19 protein-coding genes, 1 tRNA gene, 1 pseudogene and 1 riboswitch are annotated in these 19,931 nt (G+C 69.7%); of the genes and pseudogenes, 8 read left to right on the top strand and 13 right to left on the bottom strand.

Annotated features, from left to right (window positions below; all coding sequences use genetic code 11):
- Positions 1 to 11: 11 nt before the first annotated feature.
- Positions 12 to 1,271, bottom strand: a pseudogene (locus AB0B50_RS35165) (DUF445 domain-containing protein); the annotation flags it as partial.
- 431 nt (positions 1,272 to 1,702) lie between these two features.
- Between AB0B50_RS35165 and AB0B50_RS35160 the strand changes: the two are divergent.
- Positions 1,703 to 3,025 carry an SGNH/GDSL hydrolase family protein gene (locus AB0B50_RS35160; protein WP_362339881.1) on the top strand — a complete coding sequence of 441 codons (1,323 nt, stop codon included), beginning with the start codon at positions 1,703 to 1,705 and terminating at the stop codon, positions 3,023 to 3,025.
- A 152-nt stretch (positions 3,026 to 3,177) separates the two neighbouring features.
- Here the strand turns inward: AB0B50_RS35160 and AB0B50_RS35155 are convergent, their stop codons facing one another.
- Genes AB0B50_RS35155 through AB0B50_RS35140 form a run of 4 tightly spaced genes read right to left on the bottom strand, consistent with a single transcriptional unit; the run spans position 3,178 to position 6,527 of the window.
- On the bottom strand, positions 3,178 to 3,909 hold the full coding sequence (locus AB0B50_RS35155; protein ID WP_362339880.1) for a DUF1707 domain-containing protein: 732 nt from the start codon (positions 3,907 to 3,909) through the stop codon (positions 3,178 to 3,180).
- A 10-nt stretch (positions 3,910 to 3,919) separates the two neighbouring features.
- Positions 3,920 to 4,885, bottom strand: a complete 966-nt coding sequence (locus tag AB0B50_RS35150) for an ATP-binding cassette domain-containing protein (protein WP_362339879.1) — start codon at positions 4,883 to 4,885, stop codon at positions 3,920 to 3,922.
- A 6-nt stretch (positions 4,886 to 4,891) separates the two neighbouring features.
- Positions 4,892 to 5,656 (bottom strand): ABC transporter permease, encoded by a 765-nt coding sequence (locus tag AB0B50_RS35145; protein WP_362339924.1) that lies wholly within the window; start codon positions 5,654 to 5,656, stop codon positions 4,892 to 4,894.
- Positions 5,657 to 5,705: 49 nt separating this feature from the next.
- The gene (locus tag AB0B50_RS35140) at positions 5,706 to 6,527 is read right to left on the bottom strand and encodes an ABC-2 family transporter protein (RefSeq protein ID WP_362339878.1); all 822 of its coding nucleotides are present in this window, start codon (positions 6,525 to 6,527) and stop codon (positions 5,706 to 5,708) included.
- Between the two features lie 198 nt (positions 6,528 to 6,725).
- On the opposite strand from AB0B50_RS35140, the gene AB0B50_RS35135 reads away from it, so the two are divergent.
- The gene (locus tag AB0B50_RS35135) at positions 6,726 to 9,203 is read left to right on the top strand and encodes a transglycosylase domain-containing protein (RefSeq protein ID WP_362339877.1); all 2,478 of its coding nucleotides are present in this window, start codon (positions 6,726 to 6,728) and stop codon (positions 9,201 to 9,203) included.
- A 92-nt stretch (positions 9,204 to 9,295) separates the two neighbouring features.
- Here the strand turns inward: AB0B50_RS35135 and AB0B50_RS35130 are convergent, their stop codons facing one another.
- From AB0B50_RS35130 to AB0B50_RS35120, 3 genes are all read right to left on the bottom strand, one after another.
- Positions 9,296 to 9,616: a multidrug efflux SMR transporter gene (locus AB0B50_RS35130; RefSeq protein WP_362339876.1), complete on the bottom strand. Its 321-nt coding sequence runs from the start codon at positions 9,614 to 9,616 to the stop codon at positions 9,296 to 9,298.
- 38 nt (positions 9,617 to 9,654) lie between these two features.
- A riboswitch (guanidine-III (ykkC-III) riboswitch) is annotated at positions 9,655 to 9,726 on the bottom strand.
- A gap of 55 nt (positions 9,727 to 9,781) precedes the next feature.
- The gene (locus AB0B50_RS35125; RefSeq protein WP_030793504.1) at positions 9,782 to 10,126 is read right to left on the bottom strand and encodes a co-chaperone GroES; all 345 of its coding nucleotides are present in this window, start codon (positions 10,124 to 10,126) and stop codon (positions 9,782 to 9,784) included.
- A 64-nt stretch (positions 10,127 to 10,190) separates the two neighbouring features.
- Positions 10,191 to 10,511, bottom strand: a complete 321-nt coding sequence (locus tag AB0B50_RS35120; protein WP_362339875.1) for a DUF3618 domain-containing protein — start codon at positions 10,509 to 10,511, stop codon at positions 10,191 to 10,193.
- A 191-nt stretch (positions 10,512 to 10,702) separates the two neighbouring features.
- Here AB0B50_RS35120 and bcp point away from each other — a divergent pair, with 191 nt between their 5' ends.
- From bcp to AB0B50_RS35105, 3 genes are all read left to right on the top strand, one after another.
- Complete coding sequence (gene bcp / locus AB0B50_RS35115) at positions 10,703 to 11,170, top strand: thioredoxin-dependent thiol peroxidase (protein ID WP_362339874.1); 468 nt, start codon at positions 10,703 to 10,705, stop codon at positions 11,168 to 11,170.
- 173 nt (positions 11,171 to 11,343) lie between these two features.
- Positions 11,344 to 12,840, top strand: a complete 1,497-nt coding sequence (gene proP, locus AB0B50_RS35110; protein ID WP_362339873.1) for a glycine betaine/L-proline transporter ProP — start codon at positions 11,344 to 11,346, stop codon at positions 12,838 to 12,840.
- 70 nt (positions 12,841 to 12,910) lie between these two features.
- Positions 12,911 to 12,994 (top strand) — tRNA-Leu (locus AB0B50_RS35105).
- 54 nt (positions 12,995 to 13,048) lie between these two features.
- On the opposite strand, the gene rdgB is transcribed toward AB0B50_RS35105, so the two are convergent.
- The 5 genes from rdgB to AB0B50_RS35080 all read right to left on the bottom strand — a co-directional run bounded on the left by rdgB (position 13,049) and on the right by AB0B50_RS35080 (position 15,946).
- Complete coding sequence (gene rdgB, locus AB0B50_RS35100) at positions 13,049 to 13,654, bottom strand: RdgB/HAM1 family non-canonical purine NTP pyrophosphatase (protein WP_362339872.1); 606 nt, start codon at positions 13,652 to 13,654, stop codon at positions 13,049 to 13,051.
- 42 nt (positions 13,655 to 13,696) lie between these two features.
- The gene (locus tag AB0B50_RS35095) at positions 13,697 to 14,092 is read right to left on the bottom strand and encodes a hypothetical protein (protein WP_362339871.1); all 396 of its coding nucleotides are present in this window, start codon (positions 14,090 to 14,092) and stop codon (positions 13,697 to 13,699) included.
- Positions 14,093 to 14,214: 122 nt separating this feature from the next.
- The gene (locus AB0B50_RS35090) at positions 14,215 to 14,607 is read right to left on the bottom strand and encodes a hypothetical protein (protein ID WP_362339870.1); all 393 of its coding nucleotides are present in this window, start codon (positions 14,605 to 14,607) and stop codon (positions 14,215 to 14,217) included.
- A gap of 127 nt (positions 14,608 to 14,734) precedes the next feature.
- Positions 14,735 to 15,484: a ribonuclease PH gene (gene rph / locus AB0B50_RS35085; RefSeq protein WP_362339869.1), complete on the bottom strand. Its 750-nt coding sequence runs from the start codon at positions 15,482 to 15,484 to the stop codon at positions 14,735 to 14,737.
- Positions 15,485 to 15,589: 105 nt separating this feature from the next.
- Positions 15,590 to 15,946 carry a PTS glucose/sucrose transporter subunit IIB gene (locus tag AB0B50_RS35080; protein ID WP_362339923.1) on the bottom strand — a complete coding sequence of 119 codons (357 nt, stop codon included), beginning with the start codon at positions 15,944 to 15,946 and terminating at the stop codon, positions 15,590 to 15,592.
- Positions 15,947 to 16,090: 144 nt separating this feature from the next.
- Between AB0B50_RS35080 and AB0B50_RS35075 the strand changes: the two genes are divergently transcribed.
- The 3 genes from AB0B50_RS35075 to AB0B50_RS35065 all read left to right on the top strand — a co-directional run bounded on the left by AB0B50_RS35075 (position 16,091) and on the right by AB0B50_RS35065 (position 19,930).
- The gene (locus AB0B50_RS35075; protein ID WP_362339868.1) at positions 16,091 to 17,404 is read left to right on the top strand and encodes a PTS transporter subunit EIIC; all 1,314 of its coding nucleotides are present in this window, start codon (positions 16,091 to 16,093) and stop codon (positions 17,402 to 17,404) included.
- Positions 17,405 to 17,660: 256 nt separating this feature from the next.
- The gene (locus AB0B50_RS35070) at positions 17,661 to 18,926 is read left to right on the top strand and encodes a PTS transporter subunit EIIC (RefSeq protein WP_362339867.1); all 1,266 of its coding nucleotides are present in this window, start codon (positions 17,661 to 17,663) and stop codon (positions 18,924 to 18,926) included.
- 89 nt (positions 18,927 to 19,015) lie between these two features.
- The gene (locus tag AB0B50_RS35065) at positions 19,016 to 19,930 is read left to right on the top strand and encodes a hypothetical protein (protein WP_362339866.1); all 915 of its coding nucleotides are present in this window, start codon (positions 19,016 to 19,018) and stop codon (positions 19,928 to 19,930) included.
- The last annotated feature ends 1 nt before the right edge of the window (position 19,931 follow it).

Raw genomic sequence — 19,931 nt, 5'->3', positions numbered from 1 at the left:
AACCGCCCCGCCTACGCCCCCAGCAGCTTCGACACCGTATAGATCGCGAGCCCCGCCAAGGACCCGACCACCGTGCCGTTGATCCGGATGAACTGCAGGTCGCGCCCGATGTGGGCCTCGATCTTCTTCGAGGTGTGCTCGGCGTCCCAGCCGGCCACGGTGTCGCTGATGAGCGAGGTGATCTCGTCGCGGTAGGTCGTGACCACGTAGACCGCGGCGCCCTCGACCCAGCCGTCGACCTTCCGCTGGAGGTTCCCGTCCGTCGCCATCCGCGCGCCGAGCGAGAGCAGCGAGGCCCGCACGCGAAGGCGCAGCTCGCTGCGCTCGTCCTCGGCGGCGGCCACGATCATCTGGCGGACCGACGACCAGGCGGAGGCGATCAGGTCCTGCACCTCGCCGCGCCCGAGGACCTCACGCTTCAGGCGCTCCACGCGCTCCCGCGTGTCCGAGTCGGACTGCAGGTCGGCGGCGAAGTCGGCGAGGAAGCGGTCGACGGCCCCGCGCGCGGGGTGCTCGGGCATGTCCCGCATCTCGGTGACGAAGCGCAGCAGTTCCTTGTAGACCCGCTCGCCGACCCTCTTGTCGACGAACCGCGGGGTCCAGCCGGGCGCGCCGCCCTGCACCGCGTCCATCACCGAGTCGCCGTGCTCGACGAGCCAGTCGTGGGCGCGTACGCAGACCAGGTCGACGACCCGTTTGTGGCCGCCGTCCGCGACGATCTTCTCCAGCATCTTGCCGATGCCGGGGGCGATCTCCTGGGCGTCGGCGCGGCGCGTGATGGCCTCGCCGACGACGGCCTGCACGTCCGAGTCGCGCAGCACGGTGAGGGCGCCGCGCAGGGCCGTGGCGAGTTCGGCGGTGACGCGGTCGGCGTGCGCGGGCTCGGCGAGCCAGGCGCCGAGGCGCCCGCCGATGCCGACGGCGTGCAGCCGGCCTCGTACGACATCGGCGGAGAGGAAGTTCTCCCCCACGAAGTCGCCCAGGGAGGCGCCCAGTTGGTCCTTCTTGTTCGGGATGATCGCGGTGTGCGGGATGGGGATGCCCAGCGGGTGGCGGAAGAGGGCGGTGACGGCGAACCAGTCGGCGAGCGCGCCGACCATGCCCGCCTCGGCGGCCGCGGCGACGTACCCCGCCCAGGCGCCGGCGCCGGAGTGCTGCGCCCACTTCGCCAGGACGTAGACGAGCGCGACGAAGACGAGCAGCCCCGTCGCCGTGATCTTCATGCGGCGCACCCCGCGCCGCTTCTCCTCGTCGGCGGCGCTGTAGGTGAAGCCTCCGCCACCGCCCCCGAGGCCCGCGCCACCCGCGCCGCCCCCGCCAACAGGAGCACCGCCTGCTACGCCAACGGGGGCACCGCCTGCTCCGAACGGGGTGCCGCTTGAAGAGCGAACTTCGCGGGCATGCTGCCCACGGTCCCCCTTGTCCGGTTCAGTCGCTTCCTCCGCGTTTGTGCGTTCCACTCACTCCACCCGGCCCGTTCGCCTCGTCCTCGTCCGCACGGTTCCCACGTCCTCTGTCCTGATTGTCCCCATGCCCTTGTGTCATGCGCCCCTTCCTGACCGACTCCTGGAACGGACGACAAGTTCCCGGCGTCTGAAAGGACGGAGGGGGGCAGTGTCGGCCGCCTCACGGCCCATGACGCATCATGGGGTGATCACACCGGAGCCTCGGGGCTCCCCCTGCCCGAGGAGAAAGAGCCCGCATGACCAAGCGTCACGGTTATGCCCTTCTCGCCGCGGTCCTCGCGGTCATAGTGGTGATTTCCGCCGCCATATACCTCGGTGTCTCAGGCACCGACGGCGGCTCCAAGGACACGGTCAACGCGGGCCCCCGGGGTCCCCGCAACTCCGCCGCGCCGGCCTCCTCCGGCACCTGGGTCGGCTCCTGGTCCGCCTCGCCCGCGGGCTCCGAACCGGGCACGGCGCAGAAGGGATTCGCGGGTCGCTCCATCCGCAACGTCGTGCACACCAGTGTCGGCGGCACCAGCGCCCGCATCACCCTCTCCAACCTCTACGGCACGACGCCGCTCAGCATCACACACGCCTCGATCGCGCTGGCCACCGCGACGAACGACCCGGCCGCCGCGCCCGGCAGCCTGCGCCGCCTCACCTTCAACGGCAACACCTCGGTGGTGATCCCGCCGGGCGCCCAGGTGATGAGCGACGCGGCCCGCCTGCGCGTCCCGCACGACGCGGACCTGCTGGTCACCACGTACTCGCCGACGCCGTCGGGACCGGTCACCTACCACCCGCACGCGCGCCAGATCAGCTACGTCGCCGAGGGCGACCGCACCGAGGACCAGAGCGGCGACGCGTACACCGAGCAGAGCCCCTTCTGGCGCTACCTCTCCGCGGTGGACGTGCTCAGCAACGAGACCAACGGCACCGTGGTCGTCTTCGGCGACTCCATCACCGACGGCATCTCGTCCACGATGGGCGCCAACCGCCGCTGGACCGACGTCCTGGCCGACCGCCTGCGCGACGAGTCGGGCGCGCCCCGCTACGGCGTCGTGAACCAGGGCATCAGCGGCAACCGCATCCTCTCCGACGGGCGCGGCAGCCCCGCCGCCAACCCGTCGGGGCTCTCCCGCTTCGACCGCGACGTCCTGGACCGCACCGGCGTCAAGGCCGTCGTGATCGCCCTCGGCGTCAACGACATCCTGCGCAACCCGCACCAGAACGACCCCGCCCGCATCGTCGAGGGCCTGCGCGAGCTGACCCGCCAGGCCCACACGCGCGGCCTGCGCGTCGTCGGCGCGACGCTGATGCCGTTCGGCGGCCACCGCGGGTACGAGCCCGCCCTGGAGGCGGTCCGCCAGTCGGTGAACGAGCAGATCCGCTCCGGCGAGGTCTTCGACGATTACGTCGACTTCGACAAGGCGCTGCGCGACGCGTACGACCCGCGCAAGCTGCGGTCGCTCTATGACTCGGGGGATCATCTGCACCCGAGCGACGCGGGGTACCGCCGTATGGCGGAGGCGTTCGACCTCGCGCACCTGAAGGGCTCGGCTGCGGCTGAGCTGTAGGGCTTTCGTTCGTCTGCGGACCAGTTGTGGCTTGTCACGCAGTTCCCCGCGCCCCTTTCAGGGGCACTACAGCTCAGCCGAGGGATGGAGCGCCCCGAAGGGGCGCGGGGAACTGCGCGCTCAGCCACTGACGGCGCAGGCACCACACCACCTCAGTCGAGCTCCCCGCGCCGGAGGCGATCGCGCCGCTCCAGCTTCTCGCGCCGCCGCTCCTCCTTCAGACGCAGCTTCTCCATCCGGCGGATCTTGCGGTCCACGCCGACGCCGCCCATCAGGGCGAAGCCCTTGACGACCACGCGGGGCGATCCCGGCGTGCCCTCGCCGGTCGCACGGTCGTCGAAGCCGCCCATGATGCCGAAGCCCTTGACCACGACGTTCATCTCCGGCGGCACGGTGACCTGCATGCCGCCCATGATCGTGTAGCAGCGGATCTCGACGTCGGGCGACGCGAAGTACGCCTCGCGCAGGTCGATCTCGCCGCCGCCCCACATCGTGAACGCGGTGAACACCCGCCCGATCGTCCAGCCGCCCTTGCGGCCGAAGCCGCTCCAGAAGGCGAAGCCGCCGGTCGAGGTGGGCGGAGTGTCCACCATCCGCTCGTGCCAGTCGATGGCGGCCGGGTCGTCGCTCACCGGCCGCTTCACCATGGACACCTTGGCGGCGCCGTGCGACGGCAGGTCGCGGGTGATCGGCTCCAACTCGCCGTACGTACGCGCCTTGTACGTCGCGTCGAGGCGCTCCTCGAACTCCGTCATGTCCAGGCGGCCCTCGGCCATCGCGTCCCGGAGCTGTTCGGCGACCTTTTCGCGGTCGGCGTCGGAGGCACGCAGGTCGGGCCCGGGGAGTTCCGGGGGTGTCGCCCCCGAGGATGCAGCTTCGCTCATACCGTGCAGCCTACGAGGTCGACTTGTCCGCGTACATCTTGGCGATGACCGCTTCGATGTCGGGCTCCCTGACCGAGAGATCGACCATCGGGTACCGCTCCGCGATCCGCGCGACAAGCGGAGCGGCCGACTCCGCCGCCGGGAAGGCGAGCCACTGCCGCGGGCCCGCCACCTTCACCACGCGCGCCGACTCGACCTCGATGGGCGGAAGTTCGCGTTCCAGGTCCACCACCAGGGTGCGCTCGCTCTCGCCCACCTCGTGCAGCCCCGCGAGCGCGCCGTCGTACATCAGCCGCCCGTGGTCGATGACCATCACGCGCTTGCAGAGCTGCTCGATGTCGGTCAGGTCGTGCGTGGTGAGCAGGACCGTCGTGCCCAACTCGGCGTTCAGATCCCGCAGGAACCCGCGGACCTTCGCCTTGCTGATGACGTCGAGGCCGATCGTCGGCTCGTCCAGGTACAGCACCTCGGGGTCGTGCAGGAGCGCCGCCGCGATGTCGCCGCGCATCCGCTGTCCCAGCGAGAGTTGACGCACGGGAACGTCCAACAGCTCGCCCAGTTCGAGGAGTTCGACGCACCGGTCGAGGTTCTCCGCGAAGCGCTTGTCCGGGATCCGGTACATGCGGTGCATCAGGCGGTACGAGTCGATCAGCGGCAGGTCCCACCACAGCGTGGTGCGCTGGCCGAAGACCACGCCGATGCGCCGGGCGAGTCTCGTCCGCTCCCGTGAGGGGTCGATGCCCGCGACCCGCAAGCGCCCCCCGCTCGGCGTCAGGATCCCCGTCAGCATCTTGATCGTCGTCGACTTGCCCGCGCCGTTGGGCCCGATGTAGCCGACCATCTCGCCGCGCGGCACGGTGAACGAGATCCCGTCGACGGCCCGCACCTCGTGCCGCTCGCGCCGCAGGAAGCCGGTCTTCTTGCGTACGTCGAAGACCTTCTCCACGCCGTCGAGCTCGATGAGGTCTGTTGCCACGGCAGTTCAGCTCCCTGTGCTGCGGTACGAACGAAGCCCCGTGCGCCAGGCGAGAGAGGCGAGGGCGAGCGTGCAGGCGGCCACCAGCGGCGGCAGGAAGGCCACCCACGTCGGCAGGTCCAGCGGATAGGGCCGCCCCAACACGTACAGCGCGGGCAGCCAGTTGACGAAGGCGAGCGGCAGGACGAAGGTGACGCCCCGCACCAGCTCCTTGGCGAAGACGGTCGGCGGGTACTGGAGCAGCGTCGTGCCGCCGTACGTGAAGGCGTTCTGCACCTCGGCCGCGTCCTGCGCCACGAACTGGAAGGCCCCGCCCGCCACGAACACCGAGGCGAAGATGGCCGCGCCGCAGACCAGCATCAGCGGCACCATCAGGACCTTCACCGGGGTCCAGCCGACGTCCAGGACCACGAGCGCGTACCCGAGGACGAGCGCGCCCTGGGTGACGCGCCCGATCCTGTGCAGCCCGAAGCGGTCCCCCGCGACCTGCGCGATCACCGGGGCGGGCCGCACCAGAAGCGTGTCGAGGGTGCCGTCGCGCACCCGTCTGCCGAGCCGGTCCATGGACCCGATGGCGAGGTCCGCGAAGCCGAACGCGGTGCACGAGACGCCGTACAGGAACGCGATCTCGGGCAGCGAGTAGCCGCCGAGCCGGTCCACCTGGGAGAACATCAGCAAGATCGCCACGAAGTCGAAGGCGGTCACCGCGAAGTTGCCGAGCGCGGTCATCGCGAAGGAGACGCGGTAGGCCATGAGGGAGCGGATCCACATCGCGGAGATCAGCCGGTAGGCGCGCAGCCCGTCCCGGACCTGGGTCAGGTCAGCCACCCTGGACCACCACCCGTCGCGTGGCGCCGGCCTGGAGCAGCCGCCCCGCCGTGAGGAGCGCCGCCGCCCAGCCGGCCTGAAAAGCGTACGTGCGCAGCAGGTCGACGCCCGTGTGCTTGCCGAGGAACACGTCCACGGGCACCTGGAGCGTCGCGGACCACGGCAGCGCGCGGGCGAACTCGCCGAGCGCGCCGGGGAAGACGTTCAGCGGGAGCAGCATCCCGGAGAAGAAGGTGCCCGCGAGCATCGCGATCTGGCTGGTACCCGCGCCGTCCATCAGCCAGAACGCGGAGAGCGCGACCAGGAAGCGGATGGCGTAGCTGACCAGGACGCCGAGCAGTACGGCGAGCAGGAACGCCGCCCAGCGCAGCGCGTCCCCCGGCAGCGCGAGGTCGAAGACGAGGGCGCCGAAGGCCATCGGCACGACACCGCGGCCGAGCAGCTGGAACGCGGCCCTGCCGAGGTCGGTCGCCAGCCACCAGGCCTGCAGGTCGGCGGGGCGGTACAGGTCGATGGCGATGTCGCCGGTGCGGATCCGCTCGATCAGCTCGTTCTCGACGCCGCCGCCCATCAGCGCCATGACGGTGAGCAGCCCCTGCCCCAGCCACACATAGGTGAGCGCCTGCGACTGGTCGTACCCGCCGAGGCCGGGGCGCTCGTCCCAGAGGGCGATGTAGGTGTACGCGAGAATCAGGCCGAAGACGGTGTTGGTGAACACCCCGGCCGCGGTCGCCACCCGGTACGTGGCGTATCTGCGGAAGCCTCCCTCGGTGACGGCCGCGTACAAACGGAACCGTCCTGCACGCACGAGCATCCCTTTCACAGTGAGCTTCGTCCCGAATCGGGCCAAAGCGCAGGAGCCTAGTGCGATCGGGGTCGCTCGTGCCAGGCATTTTCGGCGCGAGGGCGCGTGCCTGGTCACGAACGCATGTGACTGCGGTGTGCAATGGGGGTTGCAATGGGTTTACGAGGCGTACTGGACGTACGACGCTAACCGGGAGTTCCGCAAGACATGAGCGACGAGCCGCAGCAGCAGGGTCCTGCCGGGCACCAGAGCTGGGCGCCGAGGGAGCCGCAGGACACACCCGCCGGCACCCCGAAGGACCCGGCCGAGGGCACGGCGGAGGGCACGGCGGAGGCGGCCGCGGACGGCAAGAAGGCGAAGAAGCCCAAGCGGCCCAAGCGCAAGGGCTGGCGGCGGATCTTCCCCACCTGGCGCATGGTCCTCGGCGGCTTCATCCTGCTGATCCTGCTCTGCGCGGGCGCGTTCATGGCGGGCTACATGCTGGTCGACATCCCGCCGGCGAACGCCGCGGCGACCAAGCAGAGCAACGTCTATCTGTACGCCGACGGCACCGAGATCGCCCGTGACGGCAAGGTCAACCGCGAGAACGTCCCGCTCAAGCAGGTCCCGCTGACCGTCCAGCACGCCGTGCTCGCCGCCGAGGACCGCGACTTCTACAGCGAGTCCGCGGTCGACCCGAAGGCGATGATCCGCGCGGCCTGGAACACCGTCACCGGCAAGGGCAAGCAGTCCGGCTCCACGATCACCCAGCAGTACGTGAAGAACTACTACCTGGGCCAGGAGCAGACGGTCACCCGAAAGGTGAAGGAGTTCTTCATCTCGATCAAGCTGGACCGCGAGGTGAGCAAGGACGACATCCTCGCGGGCTATCTGAACACCAGCTACTTCGGCCGCAACGCGTACGGCGTCCAGGCCGCCGCCCAGGCGTACTACGGCGAGGACGTCGAGGACCTCTCCACCGCGCAGGGCGCCTACCTCGCGACCCTGCTCAACTCCCCCAACGCGTACGACGTCGCCACCCACCCCGAGAACAAGCAGCGCGCGGCGGGCCGCTGGAACTACGTCCTCGACGGCATGGTCAAGGAGGGCTGGCTCAGCAAGTCCGAACGGGCGAAGACGAAGTTCCCGATGCCCGACGAGGCCAAGGGCCAGGCGGGCCTGTCCGGGCAGCGCGGCTATGTCGTCAAGGCCGTCGAGGACTACCTCACGACCAACAAGATCATCGACGAGGAGACGCTGGCCAAGGGCGGCTACCGCATCACCACGACTCTCCAGAAGGACCGTCAGGACGCCTTCAAGAAGGCCGTCGACGAGCAGGTGATGTCCAAGGTCGACAAGGACGCCCGCAAGGTCGACCGCAACGTCCGCGCGGGCGGCGCCTCCATCGATCCGGCCACCGGCAAGGTGGTCGCGATGTACGGCGGCATCGACTACACCAAGCAGTACGTCAACAACGCGACGCGGCGGGACTACCAAGTCGGGTCGACCTTCAAGCCGTTCGTGTTCACCTCCGCGGTGGAGAACGGCTCGGTCACCCAGGACGGCCGCACGATCACCCCCAACACCGTCTACGACGGCACCAACACGCGCCCCGTGCAGGGCTGGAGCGGCGGCACGTACGCCCCCGAGAACGAGGACCAGGTCTCGTACGGCGACATCACCGTCCGCGAGGCCACCGACAAGTCCGTGAACTCGGTGTACGCGCAGATGGCCGTCGACGTCGGCTCCGACAAGGTCAAGGACACCGCGATCGCCCTCGGCGTCCCCTCGACCACGCCCGACCTCACCGCGTCCCCCTCGATCGCGCTCGGCCCGTCCACCGCGAGCGTCCTGGACATGACCGAGGCGTACGCGACCCTCGCCAACCACGGCAAGCACGGCACGTACACGATCGTCGAGAAGATCACCAAGAACGGCGAGGAGGTCGAGCTGCCGGGCAAGGACACCAAGCAGGCCGTGTCCCGCGAGGCCGCCGACACCACCACCTCGATCCTGCAGAGCGTCGTCCAGGGCGGCACCGGCACGGCGGCGCAGGGCGCGGGCCGCCCGGCCGCGGGCAAGACCGGCACCGCCGAGAACGACACGGCGGCCTGGTTCGCGGGCTACACACCCGATCTCGCCACCGTCGTCGCCGTGATGGGCCAGGACCCGGACACCGGCGCGCACACCCCGCTGTACGGCGCGCTCGGCGAGACCCGCATCAACGGCGGCGCCTACCCGGCACGGGTCTGGGCGCAGTTCACCAAGGCCGCCCTGGAGGGCAAGCCGGTCAAGGACTTCGACCTGGAGCTTGAGCAGGGCGCGGACGTCCCGGTCGTACCCGACCCGACCACGGGCGGCACTCAGGAGCCGGAGACCGGCGGCACGACGGACGGCGGCGCCACCACGGGCGACCAGGACACGGGCGGCGCGGCGACGGGCGGCCAGGACACCGGCGGGGCGACCACCGGGGGCCAGGACAACGGAGGCCAGACCGGCGGGCAGACGGGCGGCCAGACGGGCGGCCAAACGGGCGGCCAGGACACCGGCGGCACCACGGACGGGGGCGCCACGGACGGCGGGGCGACGAACGGAGGCCCCACCAACGGAGGCGCCGCACAAGGAGGCCAGACGGGCGGCGGCGCGGACGACGGAGGCGGCGGCGTGGACGACGGAGGGGCGCTCGGCGGCCTGACGGACGGCTAGAGCGCCCCGAGGGGGCGCCCCGTAAGCAGCGCGGGGAACTGCGCGACCAGCCACGACGGACCCGCAGTTCCCGAAGAACCCCGGCGAGGCACTCAGTGACCGGAGGTCGCCTTGAGACCGACCACGGCGACCAGCAGCAGACAGACGAAGAAGATCCTCGCGGCGGTGACGGGCTCACCAAGAATGACCATGCCAAGCACCGCCGCACCGGCGGCACCGATACCGACCCACACCCCGTAAGCCGTGCCGATAGGCAACGTCTTCGCCGCATGCGAGAGCAACATCATGCTCGCGACAATGCCCGCGCCCGTGAACACACTGGGCCACAGCCGGGTGAACCCCTCGGTGTACTTCATCCCGATCGACCAGCCCACCTCGAGCAGACCGGCGACGATCAACAGAACCCAGGCCATGACGGCACCTCCGACAACGTGAAACGCGGAATCAACGGGGTGCGTCGTCTTTGCGAAAGCCCGGTACGGCGCGTCTCGTCGGGGTCCCTCAAAGGTAGCAAAGGGCAAGCGGAAGGGGCTGGTGACGATGGTCACCAGCCCCTTCTCGACACGTGCTGCGTGCTGCTACAGGTACAGGCCCGTCGAGTCCTCGGAGCCCTCGAACCGGTCGGCGGCCACGGCGTGCAGATCGCGCTCCCGCATCAGGACGTACGCCACGCCCCGCACCTCGACCTCGGCGCGGTCCTCGGGGTCGTACAGAACCCGGTCGCCCGGCTCGACCGTGCGGACGTTCTGCCCGACGGCGACCACCTCGGCCCAGGCGAGCCGCCGGCCCACGGCCGCGGTCGCGGGGATCAGGATGCCGCCGCCGGAGCGCCGCTCGCCCTCGCTGGTGTCCTGCCGCACGAGCACGCGGTCGTGCAGCATCCGGATGGGCAGCTTGTCGTCGTGGTGGGTCTTCTCGCTCACGCCTCGAACCTACCTGCCCCGACAGCGCCCGTGGGCTCCCGGGTCGGCTCTTGTGGCACGCGAGTCAGCGGTCCCTGCGCCGCGAGCTCACGACGAGCAGTCCCACGAGGCCCACGGCCACCAGGGCGACCGGGACGATCCGCTCGATACGGGGCGAACCGTCCTCCGAGACCAGCTGTCCCCTGACGTCCGACACGAAGCGGTTCGCCCCGACGTACGCCCGGCCAAGGGAGTTGTCCACGCTCGCGACGACCTTGGCCTTCGCGTCGCCGACGATCGTCTTCGGGTGGACGCGCACCCCGATCTCGTCGAGGGTCTCGGCCAGCTGGTCGCGCCGGCGCTTGATGTCCGCCTCGATCTGCGCAGGGGTCCTGGCATCCGACACCGCGCTGCCTCCGTGGTCGTATCGGTCGATCCGAGGATCAGTGAACGTATGCCCCACAGTCTGTCAGCTTCACGCGCACCGCACCCCACGGCACCCCTATTACGCTCGACTCCGTCACCACCCCATTCGCGGGACACCCACCGCGAAGCACCCGCAAAGCACCCGCGAAGCACCCTGCGAGGAGACCGAAGATGAGCGAGCGACTGCAGCCCGGCGACACCGCCCCCGCCTTCACCCTGCCCGACGCCGACGGCAAGGACGTCTCGCTGGCCGACCACAAGGGCCGCAAGGTCATCGTCTACTTCTACCCGGCCGCCCTCACGCCCGGCTGCACCAAGCAGGCCTGCGACTTCACGGACAACCTCGACGTCCTCGCCGCCGCCGGGTACGACGTCATCGGCGTATCACCGGACAAGCCGGAGAAGCTCGCGAAGTTCCGCGAGAAGGAGAACCTCAAGGTCACGCTGGTCGGCGACCCGTCCAAGGAGACCCTGGAGGCGTACGGCGCCTTCGGCGAGAAGAAGCTGTACGGCAAGGTCGTGACCGGTGTCATCCGCTCGACCGTCGTCGTCGACGAGCAGGGCAAGGTCGAGCACGCCTTCTACAACGTGAAGGCGACCGGCCACGTGGCCAAGATCATCCGGGACCTCGGCGTCTGAGCCGTCCCACCACGGTTGAACCGTCCCACCACGGTTGAACCGTCCCACCACGGTTGAGCCGACCCACCACGATGTGACGAAGGCCCCCCTCACGGGGGGCCTTCGTTTGCGTGGGCGATGTTGGAGCAAGTGATCTCAAGGGGGCATGTCCGAAGAACGAAAGGAACCACTCCATGGCGGCCCATGAAGAGATCGAGGCCGATACCGAGGCGGTCAAGCGCCACCGCGCCCTGTTCCGGGCCGTCAAACGCCGCAGGAACCCGCCCTTGCGCCGGACCGACATCACGGTCACGGACGAGGCCGCGGTCAAGCGGGCGGTCAAGGCGGCCTCGCTCGGCAACGCCATGGAATGGTTCGACTTCGGCATCTACAGCTATCTGGCGGTCACGATCGGCCATGTGTTCTTCCCGTCCGGGAACGACACGGCACAGCTGATCTCCTCCTTCGCGACCTTCGCGGTGTCCTTCCTGGTGCGGCCCATCGGCGGCATGGTCTTCGGTCCGATGGGCGACAAGATCGGTCGCAAGAAGGTCCTCGCGCTGACGATGATCATGATGGCGATCGGCACGCTGGCCATCGGCCTGATCCCGTCCTACGACTCGATCGGCTTCTGGGCGCCCGTCCTGCTGATCTTCTTCCGCCTGGTCCAGGGCTTCTCGACGGGCGGTGAGTACGGCGGCGCCTCCACCTTCATCGCCGAGTACGCACCCGACAAGCGGCGCGGCTACTTCGGCAGCTTCCTGGAGCTCGGCACGCTGGCCGGCTACACGGGCGCGGCGGGCCTCGTCCTCGTCCTCAACACCGCGCTCGGCTCCGACGCCATGGAGTCCTGGGGCTGGCGCGTCCCGTTCCTCGTCGCGGGCCCGCTCGGTCTCGTCGGCCTCTACCTGCGGCTGAAGCTCGACGAGACCCCGGCCTTCCAGAAGATGGAGGACGCGACCTTCCACGCGGCGTCCGAGGGCGCGTCCACGGTGGAGACGACGGCGAAGGGCGACCTGGCGAAGATCTTCCGGCAGTACTGGCCCACGCTCATCCTCTGCATCGCCCTGGTCGGCGCGTACAACGTCACGGACTACATGCTCCTGTCGTACATGCCGACGTACCTCTCGGACGAGCTCGGCTACGACGACTCGCACGGCCTGCTGATCCTGATCGGCACGATGATCGTCCTCATGCTGATCATCAACCAGGTGGGCAAGCTCTCGGACCGCTTCGGCCGCAAGCCCCTCCTGATGACGGGCATGGTGAGCTTCCTGGTCCTCTCCGTCCCCGCCTTCCTCCTGATCAAGCAGGGCAGCCTGCCGGCGGTCTCGGGGGGCATGCTCCTGCTGGGCCTCTCCCTGGTCTGCCTGCTCGGCACGATGTCGGCCACGCTCCCGGCCCTCTTCCCCACCTCGGTCCGCTACGGCTCCCTGTCGGTCGGCTACAACCTCTCCGCCTCCCTCTTCGGCGGCACGGCCCCGCTGGTGATCACCTCCCTGATCAGCCTCACGGGAACGGACATGATCCCGGCCTACTACTCGATGGCGGCGGCGCTGGTCGGCGTGATCGCGGTGGCCTGCATGAAGGAGACGGCCCAGCAGCCGTTGGCGGGCTCGCCCCCTTCGGTGGAGACGAAGGAGGAGGCGGCGGAGCTGGTGGAGGCACAGGCTCCGGCGCCGCGGTTCTGACCCTGCTGCCCGCGAGCTGCCGACGCGCCAACCACGTGCCGCGCCAGGGCCATTACGATGGGGCCTGCGCGCGGCCGTGGTGGAACTGGCAGTCACGCTGGGTTTAGGTCCCAGTGGGGTAACTCCCGTGAGGGTTCGAGTCCCTCCGGCCGCACAGAGACGACGAAGGGCGCCCCTCGGGGCGCCCTTCGTCGTACGCACGGGCCGCTCAGCCCAGCAGCTCCCGCACCACCGGCACCAGCGCCCGGAACGCCTTGCCGCGGTGGCTGATCGCGTTCTTCTCGGCCGCCGTCAGCTCCGCGCACGTGCGCGTCTCGCCCTCCGGCTGGAGGATCGGGTCGTAGCCGAAGCCGCCCGAACCCGAGGGGGCGTGGCGCAGGACTCCCCGGAGTTGGCCCTCGACCACGCGTTCCGTGCCGTCGGGGAGCGCGAGGGCCGCGGCGCAGGCGAAGTGGGCGGCGCGGTGGGTGTCGGACTCGATGTCGCCGAGCTGGGCCAGGAGCAGATCGAGGTTGGCCCGGTCGTCGCCGTGGCGGCCGGCCCAGCGGGCGGAGAAGATGCCGGGGGCCCCGCCGAGCACGTCGACGCAGAGGCCCGAGTCGTCGGCGACGGCGGGCAGTCCGGTGGCCTTGGCGAGGGCGTGCGCCTTGAGGAGGGCGTTCTCGGCGAAGGTGACGCCGGTCTCCCTGACGTCGGGGATCTCGGGGTAGGCGTCCGCGCCGACGAGCTCGTGGGTGAGGCCTGCGTCGGCGAGGATCGCCCTCAGTTCCGTGATCTTGCCGTTGTTGCGGGTGGCGAGGATGAGGCGGGTCATGTGCCCCAGTATCCCGGCGGCATGACCCGGCTCATCACCGCGTCACGGCGTGCAGACCTTCGTCAGTTCGCCCGCGGCGTCGGTGACCGGGCTGACGTCCGGGGTGGCGTCGCCGTTCTTGATGGCGTCGCGGACGTTGTCCACGGCCTTGTCCAGGTCGTCGACGGCCTTGTTCACATCGGCGTCGTCGGTCTTGTCGCCGATCTCGTCGAGGTTCTTGCCGATGTCGTCGAGGGCCTTGTCGGCCTGCGTCGGGTCCTCGCCCGCCTTCTCGACGGCCGTCTGCAGGTCGGTGACGCTGTCGGCGATGGCGTCGGCGGTCGACACGCAGTCGAGCGCCTTGCTGACGGCATCGCAGCCGACGAGGCCGATGCCCGCCGGCACGGCGATCAGGACGGCGGTGACAGCGGTGGCGATACGGCGGTGGCGCGCGGCCATGGTTCGGTCCCTCCCCAGGGGTACGGACGGGCGCACGGCTTGGCCCGCGCGCCCGTACTCGTAAGAACGCCCCTAAGGGGCCTGATGGTTGCGTCCAGTATCGGGCCCGGACGCGCGGTTGCCTACGGGGTGCAGGCCTTGGTGACCTTGCCGCCCGCGGCCACGACGGGACCGAGGTCCGGTGTCCTGTCCCCGCCGTCGACCGTGTCCTCGATTTTGTCCACGGCCTTCTTCATCTCGTCGACGGCGTCACGGACGTCCTGGTCGTCGTTCTTGTCGCGGATCTCGTCGAGGTCGGACTTGATGTTGTCGAAGGACTTGTCGGCCTTCTCCGGGTAGAGGGCCGCCTCCTGGGCGGCCTTGCGCATGGCGTCGACGCTGTCGGAGACCGCGTCGGCCGCGCGGACGCAGTCCACGGCGTCCGACGGTTCGCAGGCGGCGAGGCCCAGTGCGCCCGGGACGACGAGCAGGGTGGTGACGGTGGCGACGGCGAGACGACGATGACGCGCGGCCATAGGTGAAGCCCTCCCGGGACACGGTGAGCACGCGGCCTGGCCCGCGCGCCCGTCGTGTTCGTAACGACGCCCTCAGGAGCCCCGGGGTTGACCGTCCGCCTTCAACGGGCGGCGCGGACCGGGCAGTTCAGCCGTTCCGGAGCGTCGATTCCAGTGCTTCGCGCTGCAGGGCGGCGAGGTCCTCGCAGCCGCCGACGGCGAGGTCGAGGAGCGCGTTGAGCTCCTTGCGGTCGAAGGGCTCGGCCTCCGCGGTGCCCTGGACCTCGACGAAGCGGCCGTCGCCGGTGCACACGACGTTCATGTCGGTGTCGGCCTTCACGTCCTCCTCGTAGCAGAGGTCGAGGAGCGGGACCCCGCCGACGATGCCGACGGAGACGGCGCTGACCGTGTCGGTGAGGGGCTTGCGGCCGTGCTTGATGAGCTTCTTGCCCTGGGCCCAGGAGACGGCGTCGGCCAGGGCGACGTACGCACCGGTGATCGCCGCGGTGCGGGTGCCGCCGTCGGCCTGCAGGACGTCGCAGTCCAGGACGATGGTGTTCTCGCCGAGCGCCTTGTAGTCGATGACGGCGCGGAGCGAGCGGCCGATGAGGCGGGAGATCTCGTGGGTGCGGCCGCCGATCTTGCCGCGGACGGCCTCGCGGTCACCGCGGGTGTTGGTGGAGCGCGGCAGCATCGAGTACTCGGCGGTGACCCAGCCCTCGCCGCTGCCCTTGCGCCAGCGCGGGACGCCTTCGGTGACGGAGGCGGTGCAGAAGACCTTGGTGTCGCCGAAGGAGATGAGGACGGAGCCCTCGGCGTGCTTGCTCCAGCCGCGCTCGATGGTGATCGGGCGGAGCTGTTCGGGGGTGCGGCCGTCGAAGCGGGGCGTTGAGGACATGGGGCTGAGCCTATCCGGACATGGCTGAGGGGCCCTTCCCCATGGTCGGGACATGGTCGGGGAAGGGCCCCTCGCCGGTGAGTTCAGGAACTCGCGTTCAGGAACTCACATCATGTCTTCGATGTCCGCGGCGATCGGGTCGGCGTCGGTGCCGATGACGACCTGGACGGCGGTGCCCATCTTGACGACGCCGTGGGCGCCGGCGGCCTTGAGGGCGGCGTCGTCGACCAGAGCCGGGTCCTTGACCTCGGTGCGGAGGCGGGTGATGCAGCCCTCGACCTCTTCGATGTTGTCGATGCCGCCGAGCCCGGCAACGATCTTCTCAGCCTTGCTGGCCATGTGTTTCTCCCTGTTTTTCTTACGGCTGGGGGTCCGGGTTTTCGCCCGGAGGACGCAGCCAGAGGACGCGGCCTTCGACCCACCGTAGGTCCGCTTTGCCACGGTAACGCACGGTTGGACCATCTTCACGGGCGGTTACGGCACTCGTGCCCAATGATGACGATCAAGGTGCCGTCTCTCATCAGGTGGCGCTCGTACCCGTTTCCGCAACTGGTCTACACCAGTTTTCAACGACCGCCAAACCTGGCTAGTTCCGGGAGGACGCCGATGAGTTCCGACGCCACCGCGGTGCCGCAGAAGAAGTGGTGGAACGGCCTGCTCCAAGGCCTCCAGAAGATGGGCCGCAGCCTCCAGCTGCCCATCGCCGTCCTGCCGGCCGCGGGCATCCTCAACCGGCTCGGCCAGCCGGACGTCTTCGGCGACGACGGCCTGGGCTGGACGAACGTCGCCAAGGTCTTCGCGGCGGCGGGCGGCTCCCTGCTCGACTCCTCGCTCGGCCTGCCCCTGCTGTTCTGCATCGGCGTCGCGATCGGCATGGCGAAGAAGTCGGACGGCTCCACGGCACTCGCGGCGGTCGCGGGCTTCCTCGTCTACTACGCGGTCCTGCGCGCCTTCCCCGACGACTGCCCCGCGGACACCACGTTCGGCGGCGCGGGCATGTGGAGCGGGGTGTGCGTGGCCGAGGACGGTACGGTCGCGCAAGCCGCGTACCAGAATCCAGGGGTCTTCGGCGGCATCGTGATGGGCCTGCTCGCGGCCTGGTTCTGGCAGCGCTACCACCGCGTGAAGCTGGTCGACTGGCTCGGCTTCTTCAACGGCCGCCGGCTCGTGCCGATCATCATGGCCTTCGTCGGCCTGATCTTCGCCGGGCTCTGCGTCTGGATCTGGCCGCCCATCGGTGACGCGCTGACCAGCTTCTCCAAGTGGCTCGTCGACCTCGGCTGGCTGGGCTCGGGCATCTTCGGCGTCGCCAACCGCGCCCTGCTCACGGTGGGCCTGCACCAGTTCCTGAACACCTTCGTGTGGTTCCAGTTCGGCGACTACACCAAGGCGGACGGCACGGTCGTCCACGGTGACATCAACCGGTTCCTGGCGGGCGACCCGACGGCGGGGCAGTTCACCTCGGGCTTCTTCCCGATCATGATGTTCGCGCTGCCCGCCGCGGCCCTCGCGATCACGCACTGCGCGCGCCCCGAGCGGCGCAAGGTGGTCGGCGGCATGATGCTCTCGGTCGGCCTGACGTCGTTCGTCACGGGTATCACCGAGCCGATCGAGTACTCGTTCCTCTTCATCGCCCCGCTTCTGTACGCGATCCACGCGGTGCTCACCGGTGTGTCGATGGCGGTGACGTGGGCGCTGGGCGTGAAGGACGGCTTCAGCTTCTCCGCGGGTCTGATCGACTACGTCATCAACTGGAGCCTGGCGACCAAGCCATGGCTGATCATTCCGATCGGTCTCTGCTTCGCCGTCGTGTATTACGCGCTGTTCCGCTTCGTCATCACGAAGTTCAATCTGCCGACCCCCGGACGTGAACCGGAGGACGAGGCGGAGGCCTTGGACAGGGAGCAGACCAAGGCGTGACCCATGGGCGCGGGACCGTCTCCCGCGCCTTCCACCAGGCCCTCGGACCTCGCGTCCGGGGGCCTTTGGTCTGTCATTTCCGGATATGGCCGAGCCCACAGGAATCGCGGGTTCCTTACGTCACCTTCACCGTGTTACAACAGGTCTACACCACTAATTGGTGTAGACCACGCGGCCTTCTGCCGCGTCCCCCCGGAGACGCCGCCGTCCCCCACTTCCTTGTCCCCAGGCGGCGCCTTGCCCACTGGAGGAAGTTGTGTCCACGGCCAGTGCCGCCCCCGCGGCCGACAAGAAAAAGGGCGCCGGCGTGATGGCTGTGCTGCAGCGCATCGGCCGCAGCCTGATGCTGCCGGTCGCCGTGATGCCCGCCGCCGCGCTCCTGGTCCGCCTCGGTGCCGACGACATGCTCGGCCGGGATTCCTTCCCGACCTGGGTCACCAAGATCGCCAGCTATATGTCGGCCGGCGGTGGCGCGATCATCGACAACATCGCGCTGCTGTTCTGCGTCGGCATCGCGATCGGCTTCGCCAAGAAGTCGGACGGCTCCACCGGCCTCGCGGCCGTCGCGGGGTACCTGGTCTTCCAGAAGGTGCTCGCCACCTTCACCGACGACAACCTGCCGAAGGTCCAGGCGGTGGTCGACGGCAAGATCGTCGAGAACGCGGCCCCGGTCAACGCCGGTGTGCTCGGCGGCGTGGTCATGGGCATCGTCGTGGCCCTGCTGTACCAGAAGTTCTACCGGACCAAGCTGCCCGACTGGGCCGGCTTCTTCGGCGGCCGCCGTCTCGTCCCGATCCTGTCGTCCTTCGCGGGTCTGGTCCTCGGCATCGTCTTCGGTCTGATCTGGCCGGTGCTCGGCGCGGGTCTGCACAACTTCGGTGAGTGGCTGGTCGGTTCGGGCGCCGTCGGCGCGGGCATCTTCGGTGTCGCCAACCGCGGTCTGATCCCGATCGGCATGCACCACCTCCTGAACTCCTTCCCGTGGTGGCAGGCGGGCGACTACAACGGCAAGCACGGCGACATCCCGCGCTTCCTCGAGGGCGACCCGACCGCCGGACAGTTCATGACCGGCTTCTTCCCGATCATGATGTTCGCCCTCCCCGCGGCCTGCCTCGCGATCACGCACTGCGCCCGTCCCGAGCGCCGCAAGGTCGTCGGCGGCATGATGTTCTCGCTCGCGCTCACCGCGTTCGTCACGGGCATCACCGAGCCCATCGAGTTCACCTTCATGTTCATCGCCCCGGTCCTGTACGCGATCCACGCGGTGCTCACCGGTGTCTCCATGGCCCTGACCTGGGCGCTCGGCATGAAGGACGGCTTCGGCTTCTCGGCAGGCTTCATCGACTACGCGCTGAACTTCGGCGCGGCCACCAAGCCGATCGGCCTCGCCCTGGTCGGCCTCTGCTTCGCCGCCCTGTATTACGTGGTCTTCCGCTTCGCGATCACCAAGTTCAACCTCCCGACGCCGGGCCGCGAGTCCGACGAGGAACTCGCCGAGCTCCAGAAGGCAGAGGCGAAGTAGTCTCAGCCCGCACCTGGGGACGTAAGCCCCTCGCCGTTGGTACCAACGGCGAGGGGCTTTGTCGTGTCCGGCCGCCTACGGTCGAAGGCATGACCGATATGACCACCCCCCGCATCCTCGACCTCGACCGCGAACGCCTCGCCGCCCTGCGCGGCCGCGAGCTGACCGCCTCCGTCGCCGCAGCCGAGGGCCGCACCATGGTCGGCGAGGTCTTCGCCGACCGCGCCGCCCTGATTCCGATGCCGGGCATGCCCGGCGTCCACAACGCCGAGCTCGTGGCGGCCTTCGGCGCCGACATCGTCGTACTGAACCTCATCGAGCGCGCCTGGGACGGGGAGCGCCTCGACCTGCCGGGGCTCGGCACCTTCGACTCCATCGCCGATCTCGCCGCGTACATCGGCCGCCCTGTCGGCATCAACCTGGAGCCCGGCGACGTCCCCGAGATCCGCCGCGCCAAGCCCGAGTACGCCAAGCGGCTGATCGACATGGGCGCGGCGATGCTCTGTCTGACGGCGAACCCGGGCACGGGCGGGTCCTACGAAGGGCTCGCGCGGGTCACCGAGGAGCTGCGGGCCGGGCTCGGCGACGACGTGGCGCTGTGGAGCGGCAAGATGCACCACGCGGGGCACCCTGAGCGGGTCACGGTGGACCGGCTGACCTCGCTGGTGGACGCGGGCGCCGACGGCGTCGTGCTGCCCCTGCCGGGCACGCTGCCGGGCGTCACCAAGGAGCTGGCCGCGCAGGCGGTGGCGGCCGTGCAGGACGCCGGGGCGGTCGTGATGGGCGCGATCGGCACCAGCCAGGAGGGCAGCCACGCGAACGTGGTGCCCCAGCTGGCCCTGACCGCGAAGGAAGTGGGCATCGACGCGCACCACTTCGGGGACTCGTTCCTGCCCGGGATGTGCGACCCCGAGGTCATGTACGACTACTCGGTCGCGATCCGCGGCCGCCGCCACACCTGGAACAGGATGGCGCTGGGCGGCCGCGGGTACCGGCGGACCTGAA

The sequence above is a fragment of the Streptomyces sp. NPDC041068 genome, assembly GCF_040647455.1.
Taxonomy (GTDB): Bacteria; Actinomycetota; Actinomycetes; order Streptomycetales; family Streptomycetaceae; genus Streptomyces.
Note: the sequence above shows the minus strand (reverse complement) of the source record. Positions and strands in the feature narration are given on the sequence as shown.